Here is a 19,963-nt window from a genome sequence, read left to right as displayed (position 1 = left end):
GTGTTCCAGATGCTCACCGGTCTCGCGGTGGCCGACTTCCGCGACCGGATCCGTCGCCCCGCCTACCTCGTGGTGCTGGCCGCGGCCGTCGCCCTGGGATACGTGGCGGTACCGTCCTCGGACGCCAAATGGATGATCATGCAGGTCGGTGATCACCGAGGGATCTACAACAGCGCCTACGTCGGCATGGTGACGGCGCTGGCGGCCGGCCTGTGGCTCACCCTCGGCGGCTTCTACATCGTCCGCAACTCCATCGAGCGCGACCGCAGCACCCGCGTCGGCCAACTGCTCGCCGCCACCCCGCTGCGCACCCCCGCGTACATGGCCGGCAAGTTCCTGAGCAACCTGCTGCTGCTGGCCTCCATGCTCGGCGTGCTCGCGGTCACCGCCCTGGTCATGCAGCTGGCCCGCGGCGAGTCCACGGACCTCGACCTGGTGGCCCTGTGGCAGCCGTTCGCGCTGATCGCGCTGCCGCTGGTCGCGCTGACCGCCGCCTGCGCCCTGCTCTTCGAGTCGCTGCCCGTGCTGCGCACCGGCGTCGGCAACATCCTGTGGTTCTGCATCTGGCTCGTCGTCTCGACCGCCGGTCAGGGCCCCGGGCTGCCGCTCGACGGCATCGGCGTCAACAGCGTCGTGAAGTCCATGTACACCGACATGGTCGCCCAACACATCGACGTCACCGGCGCGTTCAGCCTCGGCCTGACCTATCTGGACAAGCCGCTGGGGCTGTTCACCTGGCACGGTTTCACCCCGACCGCCGGCTATGTCCTCGGCCGGGTGACCCTGCTGCTGATCGCCGCCCTCGTCGCCCTGCTCCCGACGCTGTGGTTCGGCCGCTTCGACCCCTCGCGCAGCCGCCGTCACCGGCCCGCCGCCCAGCAGGTCCAGGACGCGGCCGACGGCACCGTCCAGCCGGTCTTCGTCGACGAGGTCGGAGCCGACGCCGCCACCCGACCCACCGTGGGCAGCGTGCTGCGCACCCGCCCGGAACCGGGCGCGGTGACCCTGCGGCTGTGGGCCGGCGAGATCCGCATCCTGCTCCAGGGCGTGCGCTGGTGGTGGTGGCTGGGCGCCGCGTTCCTGATGATCTGCGGGCTCACCGCCCCGGCCATCCACGGCATCACCCGCGTCATGCTGCCGCTGTCCTGGATCTGGCCGGTCCTGATCTGGTCCCGGCTCGGCACCCAGCGCCACGAGCACGGTGTCGAGGGCATGCTCGCTGCCTACCCCGCGGTACGCCGCCGGGTGCTGGCCGAGTGGGCCGCGGGCCTGACCGTCACCGTCGTGGCCGGCATCGGCCCCCTCATCCGCCTGATCGCGGCCGGGGACTGGCTCGCCCTGGCGGGCTGGACCGGCGGCGCCCTGTTCATCCCGTCGCTGGCCATGGCCCTGGGCACGCTCAGCCGCACCCACCGGCTCTTCCAGGCGGTCTACGTACCACTGTGGTACTCCGTCGCCAACGGGCTGCCGATCTTCGACTTCATGGGCGCCCTGCGGGACAGCAGCGAACTGGCCAAGGTGCAGCCGCCGATGACCGTCATGGTGGCCGCGGCCCTGATGGCCGTCGTCTTCGCGGCGACCGTGCTGCGCCGCTTCAGCCGCGACTGATCCGGCCCGGCCGGCGCCGCCCCGTCGGCCGCCGGCCGGCCGCCCGGCGCGACACCCGCACCACGCACCGCGCCCCGAGCCCCGAGCCGCGCGAGAGATCACCGAGCCCCGAGCGAGGAGAGATCCATGCCCGAACCCGCCCCCGTCCACCCCTTCCACCTCATCCGCCCCGAAGCCGACACCGCCGGCCGGACCGTCCCCGCCGGCCTGCCGCGGACCGAGTCCCGCATCGCGGAACTGGAGCGGGAGGTCGACGAGTTGCGCAGCGCCAACGCGATCCTGCTGTCCGTCGCGACCTACTACAGCAAGCACCACGTTCCGCACTGCACACCCGGCAGACCGTCCGCATCCAGCGGGAGTTGACGGTACGTCGGTACCAGTACGTCAGCCGCCCCGCGGACACGACCACAACGGGGGTGACATCCACACACGAAACGACCACACACAAGGAGCTCCGATGCGACTGCGGCGCCGACACCCCAGCGCGGCCGACCCCGCCCGCCGGCCCCCGCACACCGGTGTCCGTCCCTTACGCGCGACGGCCGTCGCCATGCTGGCCACCACCCTGGCCGCGGCGCTCACCGGCGCCTGTTCCCCCGCCGACCCGGCCCTGCGGACGACGGCAGCCGCGTCCCACGCCCCCCGCACCGGGCAGCAGTGGACGGCCTCCTGGGGAGCCACGATGCAGCAGGCCACGGACTACAGCGACCACACCGACGACGCCAAGGACGCCAAGGACGCCGACGGCGCGGCCAACTGGTCCCGGGAGGGGTTCCACGACGAGAGCCTGCGCCAGGTGATCCGGATGAGCGTGGGCGGATCCGCGCTCCGGCTCCGCTTCTCCAACGCCTACGGCACCCGGCCGCTGCACCTCGCCGGCGCCACGGTCGCCAGATCCGACGGGCAGGCCAAGGCGCGCCCCGGCACCGCCCGCGCGCTCACCTTCGACCACGCCCGCTCGCTCACCCTCCCCGCCGGCCGCACCACCGTCACCGATCCGGTGTCCCTGCCCACCGCCAACCTGGAAAAGCTCACCGTCACCCTGCGTTTCACCACCCCCACCGGCCCGGCCACCATGCACCGCTTCACCACCGCCACGTCCTACCGCGCCCCCGGCGACCGGCTGGAGTCCGCCGCCGACGACGCCTTCGACCGCCGGACCTCGCACGCCTGGTACTACCTGACCGGCGCCGACGTGCTCGCGGCCGGGCCCGACCCGGCCTCGTCCGTGCTGGTCTTCGGCGACTCCCTGATGGACGGTGTGGGGACCAGCCCCGGCACCGACGACCGCTTCTCCGACAAACTCGCCGAACGCCTCATCGCCGACGGCCGCCCCACCGGCATCGCCAACGCCGGCCTCGCGGGCGACCGGCTGCTCCACGACTCGCCCTGCTTCGGCGAGAAGGGCACCGCCCGCTTCGTACGGGAGCTGCGCAACCACGCCGGGCTGCGGGCCGTCTTCGTCCACCTCGGCGCCAACGACCTCTCGCGGCTCCCCGACGGGGACTCCTGCGGTGAGAACCGGCCGGTGACCGCCCGCCAGCTGATCGACGGCCACCGCGCCCTGATCCGCGAGGCGCACGCCCGCGGCGTCAAGGCCATCGGCGTCACCCTTCCCCCGCTGGCCGGTGCGGTCTTCCCGTTCACCGACCCGGCCGGCATCCAGGCCCGCCGGGAGCTCAACCACTGGATCCGCACCAGCCACGCCTATGACGCGGTGCTGGACGCCGCCCGGGTCCTGACCGACCCCCAGGACCCCGACCGCACCCGCCCCGGCTACGTCTCCCAGGACGGCCTGCACCCCAGCGACGCCGGCTACCTGGCCATGGCCTCCGCCGTCGACCTGACCACGCTCTGACCCCCGCCCCCCGATCAGCCCCGACCAGGAGCCCCCTGTCCCTGGTCGGGGCGCCCGCCTACGGAACCGGCCCGTCGGCGGCTACAGTTCGCCGGCCCGCCAGCGGGTCTCCTCCGCCTCCGCGGCCCGGGCCGCGCGGCGCGGCGCGCGACGCCGTACGGCCGTCAGCCACGCGCCCAGCCGGACGCCGAACTCGCCGTCCCTGCCCCCGCTTTCGTCCTCGGTCCCGACCTCCGTGAACAGCGCCAGCAGAGCGTCGGCCGCCGGATCACCGCGGTCGCAGCCGGCGCACAGCACGCTCTCCCGGAGGCCGTCGACGCGCGCCCCCGACCGGTTGTGCCAGGAGTGGGGATAGCGGGCCACCAGGAGCACCGGGGTGTCGCAGCGCGGGCAGGGCGCGGGAGCGGACGCGGGCGTCCGCAGCGTCACGGCCGCCGGCCGTTCGGCGCCGGGCGTCACGCCGGCCCCGCCCATGCCTCGGCGCCGAACGCGCCCTTCACGTCCGAGGCGAGGCCGGCGGCGTCCACCGTGGCGCCCAGCGCGTAGACCGTGGTCCGCCGGGGGTCGCGGACGCTGAGGTGCACCGGACTCTCGCCCGGATGGTCGGCGAGGATCCGCTTCAGCTCGCGCACCCCGTCCGCGGTGATCCGGTGCACGGGGAACGCCAGGCGCACCGGTGGCCGCCCGCCGCCCTCCGCCGAGCCCACGTCCAGGACGCCCAGCTCGCGCCCGAAGACGTTCAGGGTGCCGTCGCGGTCCTCGATCCTGCCCCGGACGGTGACGACGGTGTCCTCGGCCAGCGCCTGCTGGACGAGCTGATAGGCGGCGGGGAAGAACAGCACCTCGATGCCGGCGTCCCGGTCCGCGAGGGTGACGACGGCCCAGGCGTTGCCCTGCTTGGTCACCTTGCGCTGGACGCCGGTGATCAGCCCGGACAGCCGTACCTCCCCGGTGGTGCGGCCGGAGGCCAGCAGCTCGGCGAGCGGGCAGTCCCGGGCGCCGGCGAGGATGTGCTCGGCGCCGTCGAGCGGGTGGGCGGAGACGTAGAGACCCAGCATCTCCCGTTCGAGCGCCAGAAGTTGGCGGCGCGGCCATTCCGTCTCCTCGACGGGGAGGTCCAGGCCGAAGGCCGGCCCGCCGTCGTCCCCGCCGCCGAGTTCGGCGAAGAGGTCGTCCTGGCCGAAGCCGGCCGCCTTCTTCACGGGGATGATCGCGTCGATGGCGCTCTCGTGGACGGCGGTCAGGCCCTTGCGGGTGTGCCCGAGCGAGTCGAAGGCACCGGCCTTGACCAGGGACTCCACCGCCCGCTTGTTCAGCGCGGGCAGCTCCACCTTGTCCACGAAGTCGGCGAAGGAGGTGAACCGCCCCTTCCGGCGGCGGGCCTCGACCACGGCGTCGATGACACCGTCGCCGACGTTGCGGACGGACCGCAGCCCGAACCGCACGTCGTCCCCGATCGCGGTGAACTCCGCGACGGACTCGTTGACATCGGGCTGTAGCACCCGGACGCCGTTCTTGCGGGCGTCGGCCAGATAGACGGCCGCCTTGTCCTTGTCGTCGCCGACGGAGGTGAGCAGGGCGGCCATGTACTCGGCCGGATAGTTCGCCTTGAGGTAGGCGGTCCAGTACGACACCAGGCCGTAGCCGGCGGTGTGGGACTTGTTGAAGGCGTAGCCGGAGAACGGCAGCATCACGTCCCACAGCGCCCTGACCGCCTCGTCGGAGTAGCCGTTGGCGCGCATCCCGCCGTGGAACTTCTCCCACTCCGCCGCCAGCACCTCCGGTTTCTTCTTGCCCATCGCCCGGCGCAGCATGTCCGCGCCGCCGAGGGTGTAGCCGGCCAACTGCCGGGCGATGGCCATGATCTGCTCCTGGAAGATGAGCAGGTGGTGGGTGGAGCCGAGGATCGGCTCCAGGGCGTCCTTCAGCTCCGGGTGGATCGGGGTGGGTTCCTGCTTGCCGTTCTGGCGCAGGGCGTAGTTGGTGTGGGCGTTGGCGGCCATCGGGCCGGGCCGGTAGAGGGCGTTGGCCGCCGCGATGTCCTCGAAGCGGGTGGGTGCCATCAGCTTGAGCAGCGCCCGCATTCCGCCGCCGTCGAGCTGGAAGACGCCGAAGGTGTTGCCCGCGGCCAGCAGCCGGTAGGTCTTCGCGTCGTCGAGCGGGATCACGACGGTGGACGGGTCGCCGTCCATCGGGTCCACGGTGGCGAGGGCGACGCCGCGGTTCTCCCGGATGTTGGCGAGGGCCTGGTCGATGACGCCGAGGTTCCGCAGCCCCAGGAAGTCCATTTTGACCAGGCCCATCGCCTCGCACGACGGGTAGTCGAAGCCGGTGATCCGCGCGCCGTCGGCGGCCCGCATGTGCAGCGGGATCCGGTCGGTCAGCCGGGTCTTGGAAAGGATCACCGCGGCCGCGTGCACGCCGGTGCCGCGGGTCAGCCCCTCCACGCCGCGGGCGGTGTCGATCACCTGCCGCACGTCCGGCTCGTCCTCGTACATCCGCCGGATCTCGCCGGCCTCGGCGTACCGCTCGTGCGCGGGGTCGAAGAGCGCGGCCAGCGGCGCGGACTTGCCGTTCTGGTCCGGGGGGAGGGCCTTGGTGATCCGTTCGCCGTGGGAGAAGGGATAGCCGAGGATGCGCGCGGAGTCCTTGATCGCGTTCTTGGCCTTGATCTTGCCGAAGGTGTTGACCATGGCGGTGTACGCGTCGCCGTACTTCTCGGTGACATAGCGGACCATCCGGTCGCGCTGGCGGTCGTCGAAGTCGAGGTCGATGTCGGGCGGGTTGATCCGCTCGGGGTTCAGGAAGCGCTCGAAGAGCAGGCCGTGCTCCAGGGGGCACAGCTCGGTGATCCGGGTGGCGTAGGCCACCAGCGAGCCGGTGGCCGAACCGCGGCCCGGACCGATCGGGATGCCGTTCTCCCGCGCGTACCGGCAGATGTCCGCCACGACCAGGAAGTACGCGCTGAAGCCCATCGGCCCGATGACCGCCATCTCGGTCTCGAACCGCGCGAGGACGTGCGGCGGGACGGGATCGCCGTAGCGCATCGCCAGGCCCCGCAGGACCTCCCCGCGCAGCCAGGACTCCTGGGTCTCGCCCTCGGGGACGTCGGGGAACCGCGGCATCTCGTCGACGTGGTCGAAGACCCCGTCGTAGGGTTCGACGCGCTCGGCGACCAGCAGGGTGTTGTCGCAGGCGTCGGGGAGTTCGGCGAAGAGGCGGCGCATCTCGGCGGCCGACTTGAGGTAGTAGCCGGAGCCGTTGAAGCGGAAGCGGACGGGGTCGTTCTTGTTCTTGCCGACGCCGATGCACAGCAGGTTGTCGTGGGCGTCGGCCTGGTCCTCGGTGACGTAGTGCGCGTCGTTGGTGGCCAGCAGCGGGAGGGCCAGCTCCTTGGCCAGGCGCAGCAGGCCGTCGCGGACGGTCCGCTCGATGTCCAGGCCGTGGTCCATCAGCTCCAGGAAGTAGTTCTCCGGCCCGAAGATCTCCTGGTACGCACCGGCCGCCGCCCTGGCCTCCGCGTACTGGTTCAGCCGCAGCCGGGTCTGGATCTCGCCGGAGGGGCAGCCGGTGGTGGCGATGATGCCGTCCGGCCGCTGCGCGATCAGCTCCCGATCCATCCGCGGCTTGCCGGCCGGGAACTGGCCCTCGTAACTCGCCTGTGTGGAGAGCCAGAAGAGGTTCCGCAGGCCCTGGACGTTCCGCGCCCACATGGTCATGTGGGTGAAGCGGCCGCCCCCGGAGACGTCCTTGGACCCCTCGCCGTCGTCGCTCACCGCGCGCCGGCCGCCCGGCCCCCAGAACTCCTGCTTCCGGGCGAACCGCGAGGACGGTGCCACATACGCCTCGATGCCGATGATCGGCCGCACGCCCGCGAAGTCCCGGGCGACCTGCTGGAACTCATAGGCCCCGAACATGTTCCCGTGGTCGCTCATGGCGATCGCCGGCATCCCCTGCCGGGCGACCTCGGCGAACATCGGCGCCATTCGCTGCGCGCCGTCGAGCATGGAGTATTCCGTGTGGTTGTGCAGATGGACGAAGGAGTCCGGCACCGCTGCGTCACCTCCGGGACGAGTGGGCGGCCCGCCCGGCCGGAGCCGGGGCGGGCCTGGAAGGCCGACTGCGTCAACGGGGTCGGACGGCGCGGACGGACACGGCCCGGCAGGCATCGCACAACCAATGGTTGTTTCAAGTCCCGTCGACCGTTCCTGTCGCCCATGGCGCGGCGAGAACCGCCGGTACCGGCCGGCGATCCCGACCCCAGTCCGGCGCATGTGCCCAATCCGCCCAATTCGCCCGATCAGCCCCACACATGACCCATACTCCGTGCGGTTCTGCCCGGGTTCCCCGTTGGCGACCGCCATCAAAGCCCCCGACCACCCGGCGGATCAAACAACCGCCACGTCGGCGAGCCACAACGCCGCGTTGTGCCTATAGGGTGTGCGCCGTGGACCTCAACGCTGTGCGCACCTTTGTCGCGGTCGCGGAAACGGGGCAGTTCCAGAAGGCCGCCGTCGACCTCTCGCTCACCCAGCAGGCCGTCTCCAAGCGCATCGGCGCCCTGGAGACGGAGCTCGGCGTGCGGCTGTTCACCCGCACCGCGCGCGGCGCCGGCCTCACCATCGACGGGCAGGCGTTCCTGCCGCACGCCCGCGCACTGCTCCAGGCCGAGGAGCGGGCCGCCGCCTCCGTCCGGCCGGGCAGCCGCGCGCTCCGCGTCGACGTGGTCGGCCGGCGGACCGCGACGGCCGGCCTGCTGCGCGCCTTCCACCGCGCCCACCCCGAGATCGCCCTCGACGTCGTCACCCTCTTCGGCGCCGACGAGGCCGTCGCCGCCGTCCGGGCCGGCACCATCGACGCCACCTTCCGCGCCGTCACCCGGCCCGGCCGCCAACTGCCCGAAGAGGTGCGGGCCGCCCCGGTCTTCGACGAGGAGCTCCAGCTCTGCGCCGGCCCGGCCCACACCTTCGCCGGTGCCCAGGCACTCACCCTCGCCCAGCTCGCCGGCCACCGGATCTGGATGCCCTCCAACGCGCCCGGCACGGAGTGGCGCGCCTACTACGACGATCTCGCCGCCGCCTTCGGCCTCACCATCGACACGATCGGCCCCGACTTCGGCGTCGAGGCCCTCCTCGACGCCCTCGCCGACTCCGCGACGGTGGTGAGCTTCTTCGGCGAGCAGACCCCGCTCGTCTGGCCCGCCGGCCACGACCTGCGGCGCATCCCGCTGCGGGACCCGACCCCGGTCTACCCGCACTCGCTGCTCTGGCGCGACGACAACCCGCACCCCGGGCTCACCGCGCTCCGTGACCACCTCACGTCCCGGTACCCCAACCGCCCCGACGCCGGCACCTGGCGCCCGGACTGGGCCCTGCGCCAGGCGCACTGAACCGGTGCCGGCGGCTTGGCCCTCCCCGGCCAGGTCCTTCCTGAAGACCGTCGAGCCGCGGACCACCGCCATGCCCACCCGCAGATACAGGTCGAGCGCGCCGGTGTCCGAGCGCGTCCACAGGGCGCAGGTCCGCCGGCCCCGCCGGTGACAGGCGCGGAAGGCGTGCCGCAGCAGCAGTCGGACGACGCCGCGGTTGCGGTGGCCGGGGCGGACCGCGAGCTGTTCGACATGGCCCTCGTCGGCCTCCGGAAGGTCCGACGCCATGGCCGCGCCGACGAGTCGGCCGCCGGCGAACGCCACCGGCGACAGCCGGGGCGAAGGCGGGCCGGTCGACGGTGTGCCGGGCCCACTCCTCGTAGGACCTGCGGCGCGGCTGCCAGGTAGCCGCGCGAGCGGACCAGTGTGCGGGCGGCCGCGTCCTCGGCCGGCACGGTCTGGACGATGCCCTCGCTCCCGGCCCGGCGGGCCCGCGCCTCCGCCCAGCCCGGCAGCGCCGCCCCCAGGCCCCGGCCCCGGTGCGCGGGGTGGACGTCCACCCCGGAGCGCCGGTTCGCCCAGGCCCGCGCCGCCGGCCGCCCTGCCCGGTCGTGGACCAGCAGGGTGTCCGACTCCGGTTCCGGACCGGGCCGTTCGAGGTCGGCGGCGATCGCACCCGGATCGCTCTCCGCCCGCCCGTAGAGGGCGTGCTCACAGGCGGCGACCAGGGCGTGGATCGCCGGGATGTCGTCGGCGGACACCGGCCGCGCCCGGTAGCCGGCGGGCAGCGCCGGTAAGGGATCGGGCATCCGCGCAGGCTGCTTGCGGCACGGACGGGCCCGCCACCGTCTCAGTCCGCCTCGCCGTCGCCGCCGGTGCGGCCGGCCAGGCGCTCGAAACGCTGCCGGGCCGCCTGCGGCGTGCCCAGGCCGAGGCCGAAGGAGATCTCCTGCCACGTCATACCGCGGCCGCGGGCCATCTGGAGAAGTCCGGTTTCCAACTCGTCCATCTCCCCGCGCACCATGGGCACCAGGCTCAGCGCGGCGGTGATGTCGGCGCGGTCCACCTCCGCCTCCCCGTCGTGGAGTTCGGCCGCCCCGCTGAGCAGGAACGACACCAGCCGCACCGCTTCGTGGGGCGCGAGGATCGCGGGGTGGGTCTGGCGGCGGCGCTGCTCGTCGGTGGCCGCGTGGCGTTCGGCGATCCGGAAGAGCGCGGCATGCGCGCGGTGCGCACGGGCCCGGCCGGGATCCGGGGGAGTGAACGGGTCGGCGGGGGCGGCGGGTTGGGCGGCGGACGGGGTGGACGGCTGCGGTTGCTGCTGCTCCGACTTCGGTGACATGGCGTCAGAATGGCGGCTTCCTTGATTCGTTGTCAACGATTTATTGTGAACGAAGTGTTCAAGAGCTTAGGGGGCGCGAGGCGCCCGTCCTGCGGTCCCGGTGAAGCGACGGCGGATGTCGGCAGACTTCGCGAGACAAAGCCGGAAGCCGTCACCCTGGGCGCGGTGGGCGCGCAGCTGGTGCATGCCCGGGAGATCGACGGCCGGGCCCCGTTCCGGCTGATCGGCGCCGCCCTCGGGGTCTCCGGGAACACCGTCGCCCGCCGTTACCGCCGGCTGCCCGGGCCCGGCTCCCCGGCGTCCGGATGCCCGCCGGGGGACCCGGCCCTACCCTCGGGGTATGCCGGGTCTTCGCGGGTCCCTCGCGGTGCTGGCGGCGGGCGCGCTGGCCGGCGCCCTGGTGGGAGCCCCCGCCCCGGCCACCGACGGCCCGGACCTCACCCGCTTCTACGCGCAGCGTCCGGCCTGGGAGACCTGCCCGGCGGACTTCACCGGCGCCGCCCCGGCCCCGCGGGGATCGCCGCCGGCACCGTCCGGCGCCGCGCCGGACGGCGCCGCGAGCCGCTTCCAGTGCGCCCGGCTGGAGGTCCCGCGGGACTACGCCCACCCCGAGCGCGGCACCGTGCAGGTGCAGCTGGTCCGGCTGCCCGCGACCGGGCCCGGCAAGCGGCTCGGCTCCCTGGTCGTCAACCCCGGCGGTCCAGGCGACTCCGGCGTCGACTACCTCATCGGCAACAGCGACGGCTTCGCCGATCTCGGCCGGCGCTACGACCTGGTGAGCTTCGACCCGCGTGGCACCGGCCGCACCGAACCGATCTCCTGCGGCAGCGGCTACACCCCGGCCGCCGGCAACGGCACCGCCGCGCTCGCCGCCGACGAGAAGCGCATCAACGAAGCCTGCGGCCGCCACTCCGGCGCGCTGCTGCCCTGGGTCGGCACCCCGACCGTCGCCCGGGACATGGACGTCCTGCGGTCCGCGGTGGGCGACCGCAAGCTCGCCTACCTGGGGTTCTCCTACGGCACCCGGCTCGGCTCGGTCTACGCCCACACCTTCCCCCGCAACGCCGGCCGGTTGGTCCTGGACAGTGTCGAGGACCCCACCAAGAACATGTGGCAGACCGCGGTCGCGCAGGCCGCCGGCTTCCAGCGGGTGCTCGACGACTTCGCCACCGACTGCGTCCACGGCAGTCAGTGCCCGATCGGCCCGAACACCGCCGCCGCCGAGCGCCAACTCACCGACTGGTACCAGCAGTTGACGAACCATCCGATCCAGTCGCAGGGCATCGGGGTGGACGGCACGACCTATGTCTACGCGCTGCGCCAGGCCCTCTACAGCCGGAGCAGCTGGCCCGACCTGAGGGACGCGCTGGCGCGGCTCAAGCACGGCGACGCGAGCGGGATCGCGCAGCTCAGCGGCGGCGGCAGCGGCAGCGGCACGGGCCACGCCGGCCGGGCCCCCGGGAGTGCCGCCGCGGCCATGCCCTCCCAGGACCAGCTGGCCCTCCGGGCGGTCACCTGCCGGGACACCTCCGAGCGCTACGGCCCCGACGACTACCCGCGCGCCGTCCGCGAACTCACCCGGGCCTCCCCGCTGTTCGGCCCGGACATCGCCCCCACGCTGCTGGACTGCTACGGCTGGCCCGTCCCCGGCGACGACGCGGTCCGCGACGTGCCCGCCCACGACGCACCGCCCGCCCTGCTCGTCGCCACCACCGGCGACCCGGCCACCCCCTACGAGGGCGCCGCGAACATGGCCCGGGTCCTCGGCAACCACAGCGTGGTGCTGACGTACCACGGCGAGGGCCACGCGGCGTACACCTCCGGCAACCCCTGCATACGCCAGAAGGTGGCCGCGTACCTGACGGACGGGGTGCTGCCCGCGGGCGGCACGGGCTGCCGCTGAGCGGCCCGCGCCCGGCGGCCCCGCGGCGCTCAGCCCGCCTTCCGCCCGCGGCCGGCGGTCCGTTCGGCCGCGGCGGACTTCCGGGCCGCGCCCGCCGTCTTCGCCGTGCCGCCGCGCTTCGCCGCCGCGGCCTTCTTCCCGTCCGTGGAACCGCTCTTCGAGGCACCGGCCGTCGCCTTCGCCGTCGGCTTTTTCGCCGTTTTCGCCGCTGCCTTCGCCGTCGTCCTCGTCGTCGCCCCGGCCGTCTTCTTCGCGGCCTTCGCCGTAGCCTTCTTCGCGGTCCTCGTCGCCGTACGGCCGGCCGTGCGCGTGCCACCGGCACCGGCCTTCTCCGCCGTCTCCTCGTCGAGCTCGCCGCGGGCCCGCTTCGCGGCCCGCACGCTGTCCTGGAGCGCCGCCATCAGGTCCATCACCTGGCCCGCCGGGGCCTCCTCGCCGGCCTCGAACTCCGGCTCGCGGTGCGCGAGCTTGGCCGCCACGATCTCCTCCAGGGCCTCCCGGTAGTGGTCGTGCACATCCTCCTCGGACAGCTCGCCGAAGGAGTCCATCAGCGTCTCGGCGGCCCGCACCTCGTTGGCGCCGACCTTCACCTCCCGGTCCGGGAGGACCCCCGTCATCGGACGGATCTGGTGCGGCCACAGCAGCACCTGCATCACCAGCATGTCCTGCACCGGCCGGATCATGGCCAGGGTCTCCCGGCCGTGCAGTGCGATCTTGCCCAGGCCGACCCGCCGGTGCCGCTCCATCGCGTCCCGCAGCAGGGCGTAGGGCTTGGCCGCCGCGGGGCCGTCCGCGCCCAGGTAGTAGCCCTTGCCGATCTGGAGCGGATCGATGTCGCCGCCGGCGACGAAGGCCAGGATCGTCAGGGTCCGGGCGGTCGGCAGCGGCAGCGCGTCCAGGTCCGCGTCGCTCAGCGGGACGATGGCCTCGTCCTCGGTGCGGTAGCCGCGGCCGATCTCGTCGGCGGCGACCTCGGTCCCCTCCAGGGAGCAGACCGGCTGGTTGCGGACCCGCCCGCCGTCCTCGGTGTGGATCCGTACGAAGCCGACCGAGGCGGCGGTGTCCGTGGCGTTGTAGGCGGCCACCGGGATCGTGACCAGGCCGAAGCTGATGGAGAACTTCGCGGTGGGCCGCATGGGAGCCGCCTTCGTGGTGCGGTTCGGTGCCGTTCCAGCCTAGGAGCGCGACCTGCCCGGCACCTCCCGGGCGAGTGCCCGCCACCCGGACGCCGGGGCGACCGGGTACCCGGCCCGCACGAACCCCCCCGCACACCGACCGCGCGGACCACTGCGGGCGGCACACGACGTCGGGCGGCCCGGCTCCGCTCACCCCGACCAGGTCCACTCCGCGACCTCCGGCAGGTCCGTGCCGTGCTCCCGGATCCAGGCGTGGTGCCGGGTCCGGGCGTCCGCCATCGCCTGCCGCAGGGCCACCGCGCGGTCGCCCAGCCCCGGCACCCGGTCCACCACGTCCATCACCAGCCGGAACCGGTCCAGGTCGTTGAGCACGACCATGTCGAACGGCGTGGTGGTGGTGCCCTGTTCCTTGTAGCCGCGGACGTGCAGGTGCTCGTGGCCGGTGCGGCGGTAGCAGAGCCGGTGGATCAGCCAGGGGTAGCCGTGGTAGGCGAAGATGACCGGTTTGTCGCGGGTGAACAGCGCGTCGAACTCGGCGTCCGGCATCCCGTGCGGATGCGCGTCGGCCGGCAGCAGCCGGGTCATGTCGACGACGTTGACCACCCGCACCGCCAGCTCCGGAAGATGGCGGCGCAGCAGGTCGGCGGCGGCCAGCGTCTCCTGCGTGGGCACGTCCCCGGCGCAGGCCAGCACCACGTCCGGGGCCCGGGTGCCGTCCTCGGTGCCCGCCCACTCGAAGACGCCGGCGCCGCGGGCGCAGTGCGTCCGCGCCCGGTCCAGGGTGAGCCAGTCGAAGCAGGGCTGCTTGCCGGCCACGATCACGTTGACGTGGTCGCGGGTGCCCAGCACGTGGTCCGCCACCACCAGCAGGGTGTTGGTGTCCGGCGGCAGATAGACCCGCACGACCTCCGGGCTCTTGTTGAGGACGTGGTCGACGAAGCCGGGGTCCTGGTGCGAGAAGCCGTTGTGGTCCTGCCGCCAGACATGCGAGGTGAGCAGGTAGTTGAGGGAGGCGATCGGCTGCCGCCAGGACAGCCCGCGCGCGGTCTTCAGCCACTTGATGTGCTGGTTGACCATCGAGTCGACGATATGGGCGAACGCCTCGTAGCTGGAGAACAGCCCGTGCCGACCGGTCAGCAGATAGCCCTCCAGCCAGCCCTGGCAGAGGTGTTCGGAGAGCACCTCCATCACCCGGCCGTCCCGCGCCAGGTGCTCGTCGGTGGGGAGCGTCGCGGCCTGCCATGCCTTGCCGGTGGCGCCGTAGACGGCGTCCAGCCGGTTCGAGGCGGTCTCGTCCGGGCCGACCAGCCGGAAGTCGCGGCGCTCCGCCGTCGCCGCCATCACCTCGGCCAGCAGCCCGCCGAGCACCCGGGTCGGCTCGTGCACGGCGGTGCCGGGCTTGGCGACCTCCACCGCGTGCCGCTCCAGCGGCGGCAGCGGCAGACTGCGCAGCAGCAGCCCGCCGTTGGCGTGCGGGGAGGCGCCCAGCCGGCGCCGGCCCGTCGGCACGCACGCCAGCACCTCCGGCCGCGGCCGCCCCGCCTCGTCGAACAGCTCCTCCGGCCGGTACGAGCGCAGCCAGTGCTCCAGCTGGTGCCGGTGGTCGGCGTGGTCGCGCACCCCGGCCAGCGGTACCTGGTGGGCGCGCCAGGTGCCCTCGACGGGCTGCCCGTCCACCTCGCGCGGACCGGTCCAGCCCTTGGGGGTGCGCAGCACGATCATCGGCCACCGTGGGCGGCCGGCGCCGCCGTCCTCGCGGGCCCGCCGCTGGATCGCCGCGATCCGGTCCAGCGCCCGGTCCATGGCGGCGGCCAGCGCCTGGTGCACCGCGGCCGGGTCGTCGCCGGTGACGTGCAGGGGCTCGTGGCCGTGGCCGCGCAGCAGCGCGTCGAGGTCGCCCTGCGGGATGCGGGCCGGCACCGTCGGGTTGGCGATCTTGTAGCCGTTGAGATGGAGGATCGGCAGCACCGCCCCGTCGTGCACCGGGTCCAGGAACGCGGTGGAGTGCCAGGACGTGGCCAGCGGCCCGGTCTCCGCCTCCCCGTCGCCGATCACGCAGGCGACCAGCAGCTCCGGGTTGTCGAAGGCCGCGCCGTACGCATGGGCGAGGGAATAGCCCAGCTCACCGCCCTCGTGGAGGGAGCCGGGGGTCTCGGGCGCGACATGGCTGGGTACCCCGCCGGGGAACGAGAACTGCCGGAACAGCCGCGCCATCCCCGCGTCGTCCCGGGTCACGTCCGGGTACGTCTCGGTGTACGTCCCGTCCAGCCAGGAGTTGGCCAGTACGGCCGGCCCGCCGTGCCCCGGCCCCCAGACGCAGACCGCGTCCAGGTCCCGCGCCTTGATCACCCGGTTGAGGTGGGTGTGCACGAGGTTCAGCCCGGGGGAGGTGCCCCAGTGGCCCAGCAGCCGGGGTTTGATGTGCTCCGGGCGCAGCGGCTCGGTCAGCAGCGGGTTGGACATCAGGTAGATCTGGCCGGCGGAGAGGTAGTTGGCGGCCCGCCAGTACGCGTCGAGGGTGCTCAGCTCGGTCGGGCCGAGCGGCCCCTCGGCGTCCGTCGCCGCGGGCCGGGTGCCCTTCGTCGGGACGGGGCCGGTCCCCGTGTCCCGGCCCGTGTACTTGGCCGTATTCGTCGTCCGGACGGTGCGCGCTCCCACACTCCTGCTCCTTCACGTCGGTTCACGGTCCACGTCGTCGCCGCACGGGACGGCCCCGGCGGTTCGGGCCGGGGCCGGACGGGCCTAGGGTCTGTCCGATGGGTCGGCGTGGGCCCTCGACGCCTGGTACCGCACCTCGCGGCGTTGTCGCATCACCCACGGACATCCAGTCCGCGGGCGACGCTCCGCCTTGCGATGCACGGCACCAGAAGCCGCGGGCTGATCCACGCCGACCCATCGGACAGGCCCTAGCCGTTGTGCCGTTCGGGCGTCCGGGGTTCGGTCCGGTCCGTCGCCGTCCGGTCCGTCGCCAGGTACTGCTCCGCCTCGATGATCGCCTCGTGGACGGTGCGCCGCCCCATCAGTACGCAGAGCGTGTACGCGACGTCCTCCAGCCGGCGCCGGGCGGCCGGATCGTGCGGGTCGGCGAGCACCACCCGCTCCCAGACGCGATAGCGCCGCAGCAGCTGCGCGAGTACGGACTTGTCCGGCAGCAACATCGCCGTTCTCTCCCGACCTCGGCCCGGCGTACCCGGGCGGCTGACCGGCGCGTCGGCGCGCGCCCGGACCGGAGTGGCTCCCACCTTGCGCCGATCGGGCGGCGGCTGCAACCGGACGGCCCCCCGGGGCGGCGCCCGGCGGGCTCAGTCGGGCGGCTCGGGCGCCGGGTGTTCGCCGGGCCGGGCGCCGGGCGGCTCCTCGGGGGCCGACTCCGGGTCCTCCGGCGGCTCCGGGGGCTCGTCCTCGGGGTCGGGCGTCCCCGGATCGCGCGGCACCGGCCGCGGGGTGGTGGGCACCGCCTCCGGCCCGTCGCCGGTCGTTCCCTTGTTCATGCCGGCGGCCCTCCCTTCTGGGTGGTTCCATCCTGCGCCGATCTGCTGCCCGCCGCTCCTTCCGGCAAACGGGTCGCCCTTTCCGGCAAACCGGCCGCCGCTTCGGGCAGTCCGGCCGCCGCGGGACCCGCCGCCGTGGCCGGGCCGTCCGCCGGACCCTCCGCGGCCAGTACATGCCCGGAGCCCGCCCCGGCCCTGCCCACCGCACCTCCCGAGCCACCTGAACCACCCGCCCCACCGGCCTCGTTGGCGCCGTTCCGGCACCCTCCCGCCCCTTCCGAGGCCGTCCCGGACCACCCCGGACTCTCCCGGTCGCCGAGCCGCCCGCCGGCACCGATCGCGTCTTCGCGGCGGCTGTGCTCCTCTGGAAGCGAGGACGGCCCCGGTACGGGAGACGGGCCGCGGGCCGAGGAGCACCGAGGAGCGCCGCGCCATGCCCCCCACCTTCCGTATCGCGATCATCGGCGCCGGTCCCGGCGGGCTGCTCTGCGCCCGGGTGCTCCAGCGCTACGGGGTACCGGTGACCGTCTTCGAGCGCGCGCTCGGCCCGGTGGGGTCCGCGCCCGGCGGTCCGCTGGAGCTGCGGCCGGCGAGCGGGCAGGCGGCGCTGCGCGCGGCCGGGCTGGAGCGGGAGTTCCGCGCCGCGGCCCGGCCCGCCGGACAGGAGGTCCGGCTGCTGGACCGCACCGGCACGGTGCTCGATCAGGAGGTCCCCGCGCCCGGCCCGACCGCGCAGCGCCCCGAGATCGGCCGGCGCGAGCTGCGCCGGCTGCTGGCGGACGCCCTCGCGCCCGGCACCGTCCGGTGGGGCAGGTATCTGCGGACGCTGCACCCGCGCGGCGGCGGCCGGCACCAGGTCGTCTTCGACGACGGCGAAACCGCCACCTTCGACCTGGTGATCGGCGCCGACGGGACCTGGTCCCGGGTGCGGCCGCAGCTGTCCGAGGCGGTCCCGCACTACTCCGGCGTGACCTTCGTCGAGACCGGCCTCCACGACGTCGACGCCCGGCACCCCGCGATCGCCCGACTGGTGGGCCGCGGCACCATGATGGCGCTGTCCGGACCGCGGGGTCTGCTCGCCCGGCGCGACGGCCGCGGCCGGATCCGGGTCTACGCGGCCCTGCGCTGCTCCGAGGACTGGGCCCGGCAGGCGGGGGTGGGCACCGCCGACACCGAGGCGGTCCGCGCCGCGCTGCTGGCCGCGTTCGACGGCTGGCACGACGGGCTGCGGGCGCTGCTGCGGGACAGCGACGAAGGCTTCGCCAACCGCCCGCTGTTCGCGCTGCCGGTCCCGCACACCTGGCCGCACACCCCGGGCCTGACGCTGCTGGGCGACGCCGCGCACGTGATGACGCCGCTCTCCGGCCCGGGCGCGGACCTGGCCCTGCGGGACGGCTGCGAGCTGGCCCGGCACCTCGCCGAGGCGCACACCTGGCAGACCGACCCGGACCAGGCGGTCCGGGCGTACGAGGCGGCGCTCTTCCCCCGCTCGGCCGCCGCGGCGGCAGCCGCCGCCCACGACCTGGACGCCGCCCTCGCCCCGGCCGCCCCGCGCCCCGTCCACCACCTGCCCCGCCGCCGGCACCCGCACCCCTCCTGACCCGGCCCGCCGCCGGGTTGCGGGCCCGCACCGCCCGTCGGACGATCGGCACCGGAGGACGCCGGGGGCGGCGCGGCCCCGCGCACCGCCGGCCCGGCCCGTGGCGCCGAGGGACGGAGCGACCCGTGAAGATCACCGAGCCCACGCCCGGTGCGCCGTGCTGGGTGGAGCTGGGCACCTCGGACGTGCCCGCGGCCGCCCTCTACTACCGCGAGGTCTTCGGCTGGCACGCCGACACCGACCCGCGCCCGGAGTCCGGCGGCTACACGGTCTTCGCGGTGGGCGGCGCCCGGGTCGCCGCGGCCGCCCCGCTGTACGCGCCGGGCCAACCGACCGCCTGGACCGTCACGTTCGCCACCCCGGACGCCGAGGCCCTGGCCGAGGCGGTGACCGGGGCCGGCGGCCGGGTGCTGGTGCCGCCGCGCGACCTCCTCGACCTGGGCCGGTTCGCGGTGCTGGCCGATCCGGCGGGCGCCGCCTTCGCGGTCTGGCAGGCCCGGTCCTTCGCCGGCGCCGAGCTGCTGAACGAGTCCGGCGCGCTCGGCTGGGTCGAACTGGCCACCGGCGACGCCGAGTCCGCGGTGTCCTTCTACTCCCGGACCTTCGGATGGTCCGTCAGATCCCACGGCACCTACACCCAATGGGGCATCGGCGGCGCCGACTTCGGGGGGATGAGCACCGTGGAGGCGCGCGACCGGGAGGACGTCCGGCCGCACTGGCTGCCGTACTTCGCGGTCGAGTCCGTCGACGCGACCGCGGCGCGGGCCGCCGACACCGGAGGGATGCTGCTGATGGCGCCGACGGACGTGCCGGACGGGCCGCGGATCGCCATGCTGCGCGATCCGCAGGGCGCCGTCTTCGGCATCCACCAGGCGGGCACCGAAGGCTGACCGCGCGTACCGCCGCGCCGCCGGGGGCGGGCGGGCTCGTTCGGCCACCGGCGACCGCCGTCACACGATCGGCCGCGTGGTCGTCGTTTCACCACACTATTTGGGGTCTTTACGCGTAATGTCCGCAACGCACCGATGGGTGGCACTGCGCGGCAACGCATCGCGCGTCAAGAACAGGAGACCCCTATGCCCACGACCGACGTCCTCGTGGCCCGAGGCAAGAAGCTCGCAGCCGGTGCGGGCGCCCTGACCACGGCTGTCGCCCTGGGGGCGACGCTGCTCGTTGCGGCTCCGGCCCAGGCCGCGCCGCACCCCCGGCCCACCCCGCAGGAGCAGCCCGCTCCCGAGGAGCAGCCGGCCCCCCAGATGGAGTCCGGTCAGGACTACGCCTACGGCAGCGTGACCGCCGCCCGCGGGATGAACGAGCGCGAGTACCCCAGCACCGACTCGTCGTCCAAGGGTTACCTCCGCAACGGCACCCGGATCTACCTGGTCTGCAAGGTCCGCGCCCAGAGCATCCGCGGCAACGACCTCTGGTACCTGATCCGGGGCAGCCGCCGGACCTGGATCGCTGCCAAGCACGTGTCGAACCACGGCAACGTCCGGTACTGCAAGGACGTGCACCGTGACCGCGCCCAGCCGAACGACGAATACCGGTACGCCGGCTGACGCCGCCCCGCGCGGCGGTTCCGGAACGGGCCCGGCCCGGCACCCCTCCAGGTGCCGCGCCGGGCCCCTCGCGCATCGCCGGCCGACCGGTCACCACC

At 74.2% G+C, this 19,963-nt stretch carries 15 protein-coding genes and 2 pseudogenes; 8 read left to right on the top strand and 9 right to left on the bottom strand.

Annotated features, from left to right (window positions below; all coding sequences use genetic code 11):
• The first annotated feature begins 9 nt into the window (after positions 1-9).
• From K2224_RS22410 to K2224_RS41440, 3 genes are all read left to right on the top strand, one after another.
• Positions 10-1,608 carry an ABC transporter permease gene (locus tag K2224_RS22410; protein WP_260692891.1) on the top strand — a complete coding sequence of 533 codons (1,599 nt, stop codon included), beginning with the start codon at positions 10-12 and terminating at the stop codon, positions 1,606-1,608.
• A gap of 126 nt (positions 1,609-1,734) precedes the next feature.
• The gene (locus K2224_RS22405; protein ID WP_221908306.1) at positions 1,735-1,971 is read left to right on the top strand and encodes a hypothetical protein; all 237 of its coding nucleotides are present in this window, start codon (positions 1,735-1,737) and stop codon (positions 1,969-1,971) included.
• 94 nt (positions 1,972-2,065) lie between these two features.
• Positions 2,066-3,466 carry an SGNH/GDSL hydrolase family protein gene (locus K2224_RS41440; RefSeq protein ID WP_221908305.1) on the top strand — a complete coding sequence of 467 codons (1,401 nt, stop codon included), beginning with the start codon at positions 2,066-2,068 and terminating at the stop codon, positions 3,464-3,466.
• An 81-nt stretch (positions 3,467-3,547) separates the two neighbouring features.
• On the opposite strand, the gene K2224_RS22395 is transcribed toward K2224_RS41440, so the two are convergent.
• On the bottom strand, positions 3,548-3,925 hold the full coding sequence (locus K2224_RS22395) for a DUF6300 family protein (RefSeq protein ID WP_221908304.1): 378 nt from the start codon (positions 3,923-3,925) through the stop codon (positions 3,548-3,550).
• Positions 3,922-7,518, bottom strand: a complete 3,597-nt coding sequence (dnaE, locus tag K2224_RS22390; protein WP_221908303.1) for a DNA polymerase III subunit alpha — start codon at positions 7,516-7,518, stop codon at positions 3,922-3,924. Before dnaE ends, K2224_RS22395 begins: the two co-directional genes overlap by 4 nt.
• A gap of 395 nt (positions 7,519-7,913) precedes the next feature.
• On the opposite strand from dnaE, the gene K2224_RS22385 reads away from it, so the two are divergent.
• Positions 7,914-8,855: a LysR family transcriptional regulator gene (locus tag K2224_RS22385; RefSeq protein ID WP_221908302.1), complete on the top strand. Its 942-nt coding sequence runs from the start codon at positions 7,914-7,916 to the stop codon at positions 8,853-8,855.
• 111 nt (positions 8,856-8,966) lie between these two features.
• Here the strand turns inward: K2224_RS22385 and K2224_RS40755 are convergent.
• From K2224_RS40755 to K2224_RS22375, 3 genes and pseudogenes are all read right to left on the bottom strand, one after another.
• Positions 8,967-9,122: pseudogene (locus K2224_RS40755) on the bottom strand (GNAT family N-acetyltransferase); the annotation flags it as partial.
• A gap of 176 nt (positions 9,123-9,298) precedes the next feature.
• Positions 9,299-9,643, bottom strand: a pseudogene (locus tag K2224_RS40750) (GNAT family N-acetyltransferase); the annotation flags it as partial.
• Positions 9,644-9,684: 41 nt separating this feature from the next.
• The gene (locus tag K2224_RS22375) at positions 9,685-10,176 is read right to left on the bottom strand and encodes a DNA-binding protein (protein WP_221908301.1); all 492 of its coding nucleotides are present in this window, start codon (positions 10,174-10,176) and stop codon (positions 9,685-9,687) included.
• Between the two features lie 340 nt (positions 10,177-10,516).
• Here K2224_RS22375 and K2224_RS22365 point away from each other — a divergent pair, with 340 nt between their 5' ends.
• On the top strand, positions 10,517-12,079 hold the full coding sequence (locus K2224_RS22365; protein WP_221908300.1) for an alpha/beta hydrolase: 1,563 nt from the start codon (positions 10,517-10,519) through the stop codon (positions 12,077-12,079).
• A 29-nt stretch (positions 12,080-12,108) separates the two neighbouring features.
• On the opposite strand, the gene K2224_RS22360 is transcribed toward K2224_RS22365, so the two are convergent.
• The 4 genes from K2224_RS22360 to K2224_RS22345 all read right to left on the bottom strand — a co-directional run bounded on the left by K2224_RS22360 (position 12,109) and on the right by K2224_RS22345 (position 16,706).
• Positions 12,109-13,215: a Ku protein gene (locus K2224_RS22360; RefSeq protein WP_221908299.1), complete on the bottom strand. Its 1,107-nt coding sequence runs from the start codon at positions 13,213-13,215 to the stop codon at positions 12,109-12,111.
• Between the two features lie 189 nt (positions 13,216-13,404).
• Complete coding sequence (locus K2224_RS22355) at positions 13,405-15,873, bottom strand: phosphoketolase (RefSeq protein WP_260692888.1); 2,469 nt, start codon at positions 15,871-15,873, stop codon at positions 13,405-13,407.
• A 248-nt stretch (positions 15,874-16,121) separates the two neighbouring features.
• A complete protein-coding gene (locus K2224_RS22350; protein ID WP_221908298.1) occupies positions 16,122-16,373 on the bottom strand; it encodes a DUF5133 domain-containing protein in 252 nt (83 codons plus the stop codon).
• 144 nt (positions 16,374-16,517) lie between these two features.
• Positions 16,518-16,706 carry a hypothetical protein gene (locus tag K2224_RS22345; RefSeq protein WP_221908297.1) on the bottom strand — a complete coding sequence of 63 codons (189 nt, stop codon included), beginning with the start codon at positions 16,704-16,706 and terminating at the stop codon, positions 16,518-16,520.
• A 433-nt stretch (positions 16,707-17,139) separates the two neighbouring features.
• Here K2224_RS22345 and K2224_RS22340 point away from each other — a divergent pair, with 433 nt between their 5' ends.
• From K2224_RS22340 to K2224_RS22330, 3 genes are all read left to right on the top strand, one after another.
• Positions 17,140-18,306 (top strand): NAD(P)/FAD-dependent oxidoreductase, encoded by a 1,167-nt coding sequence (locus K2224_RS22340; protein ID WP_221908296.1) that lies wholly within the window; start codon positions 17,140-17,142, stop codon positions 18,304-18,306.
• A gap of 125 nt (positions 18,307-18,431) precedes the next feature.
• Complete coding sequence (locus K2224_RS22335; RefSeq protein WP_221908295.1) at positions 18,432-19,196, top strand: VOC family protein; 765 nt, start codon at positions 18,432-18,434, stop codon at positions 19,194-19,196.
• A 186-nt stretch (positions 19,197-19,382) separates the two neighbouring features.
• Complete coding sequence (locus tag K2224_RS22330; RefSeq protein WP_221908294.1) at positions 19,383-19,865, top strand: SH3 domain-containing protein; 483 nt, start codon at positions 19,383-19,385, stop codon at positions 19,863-19,865.
• Positions 19,866-19,963: the final 98 nt, after the last annotated feature.

The sequence above is a fragment of the Streptomyces sp. BHT-5-2 genome (assembly GCF_019774615.1).
Taxonomy (GTDB): Bacteria; Actinomycetota; Actinomycetes; order Streptomycetales; family Streptomycetaceae; genus Streptomyces.
Note: the sequence above shows the minus strand (reverse complement) of the source record. Positions and strands in the feature narration are given on the sequence as shown.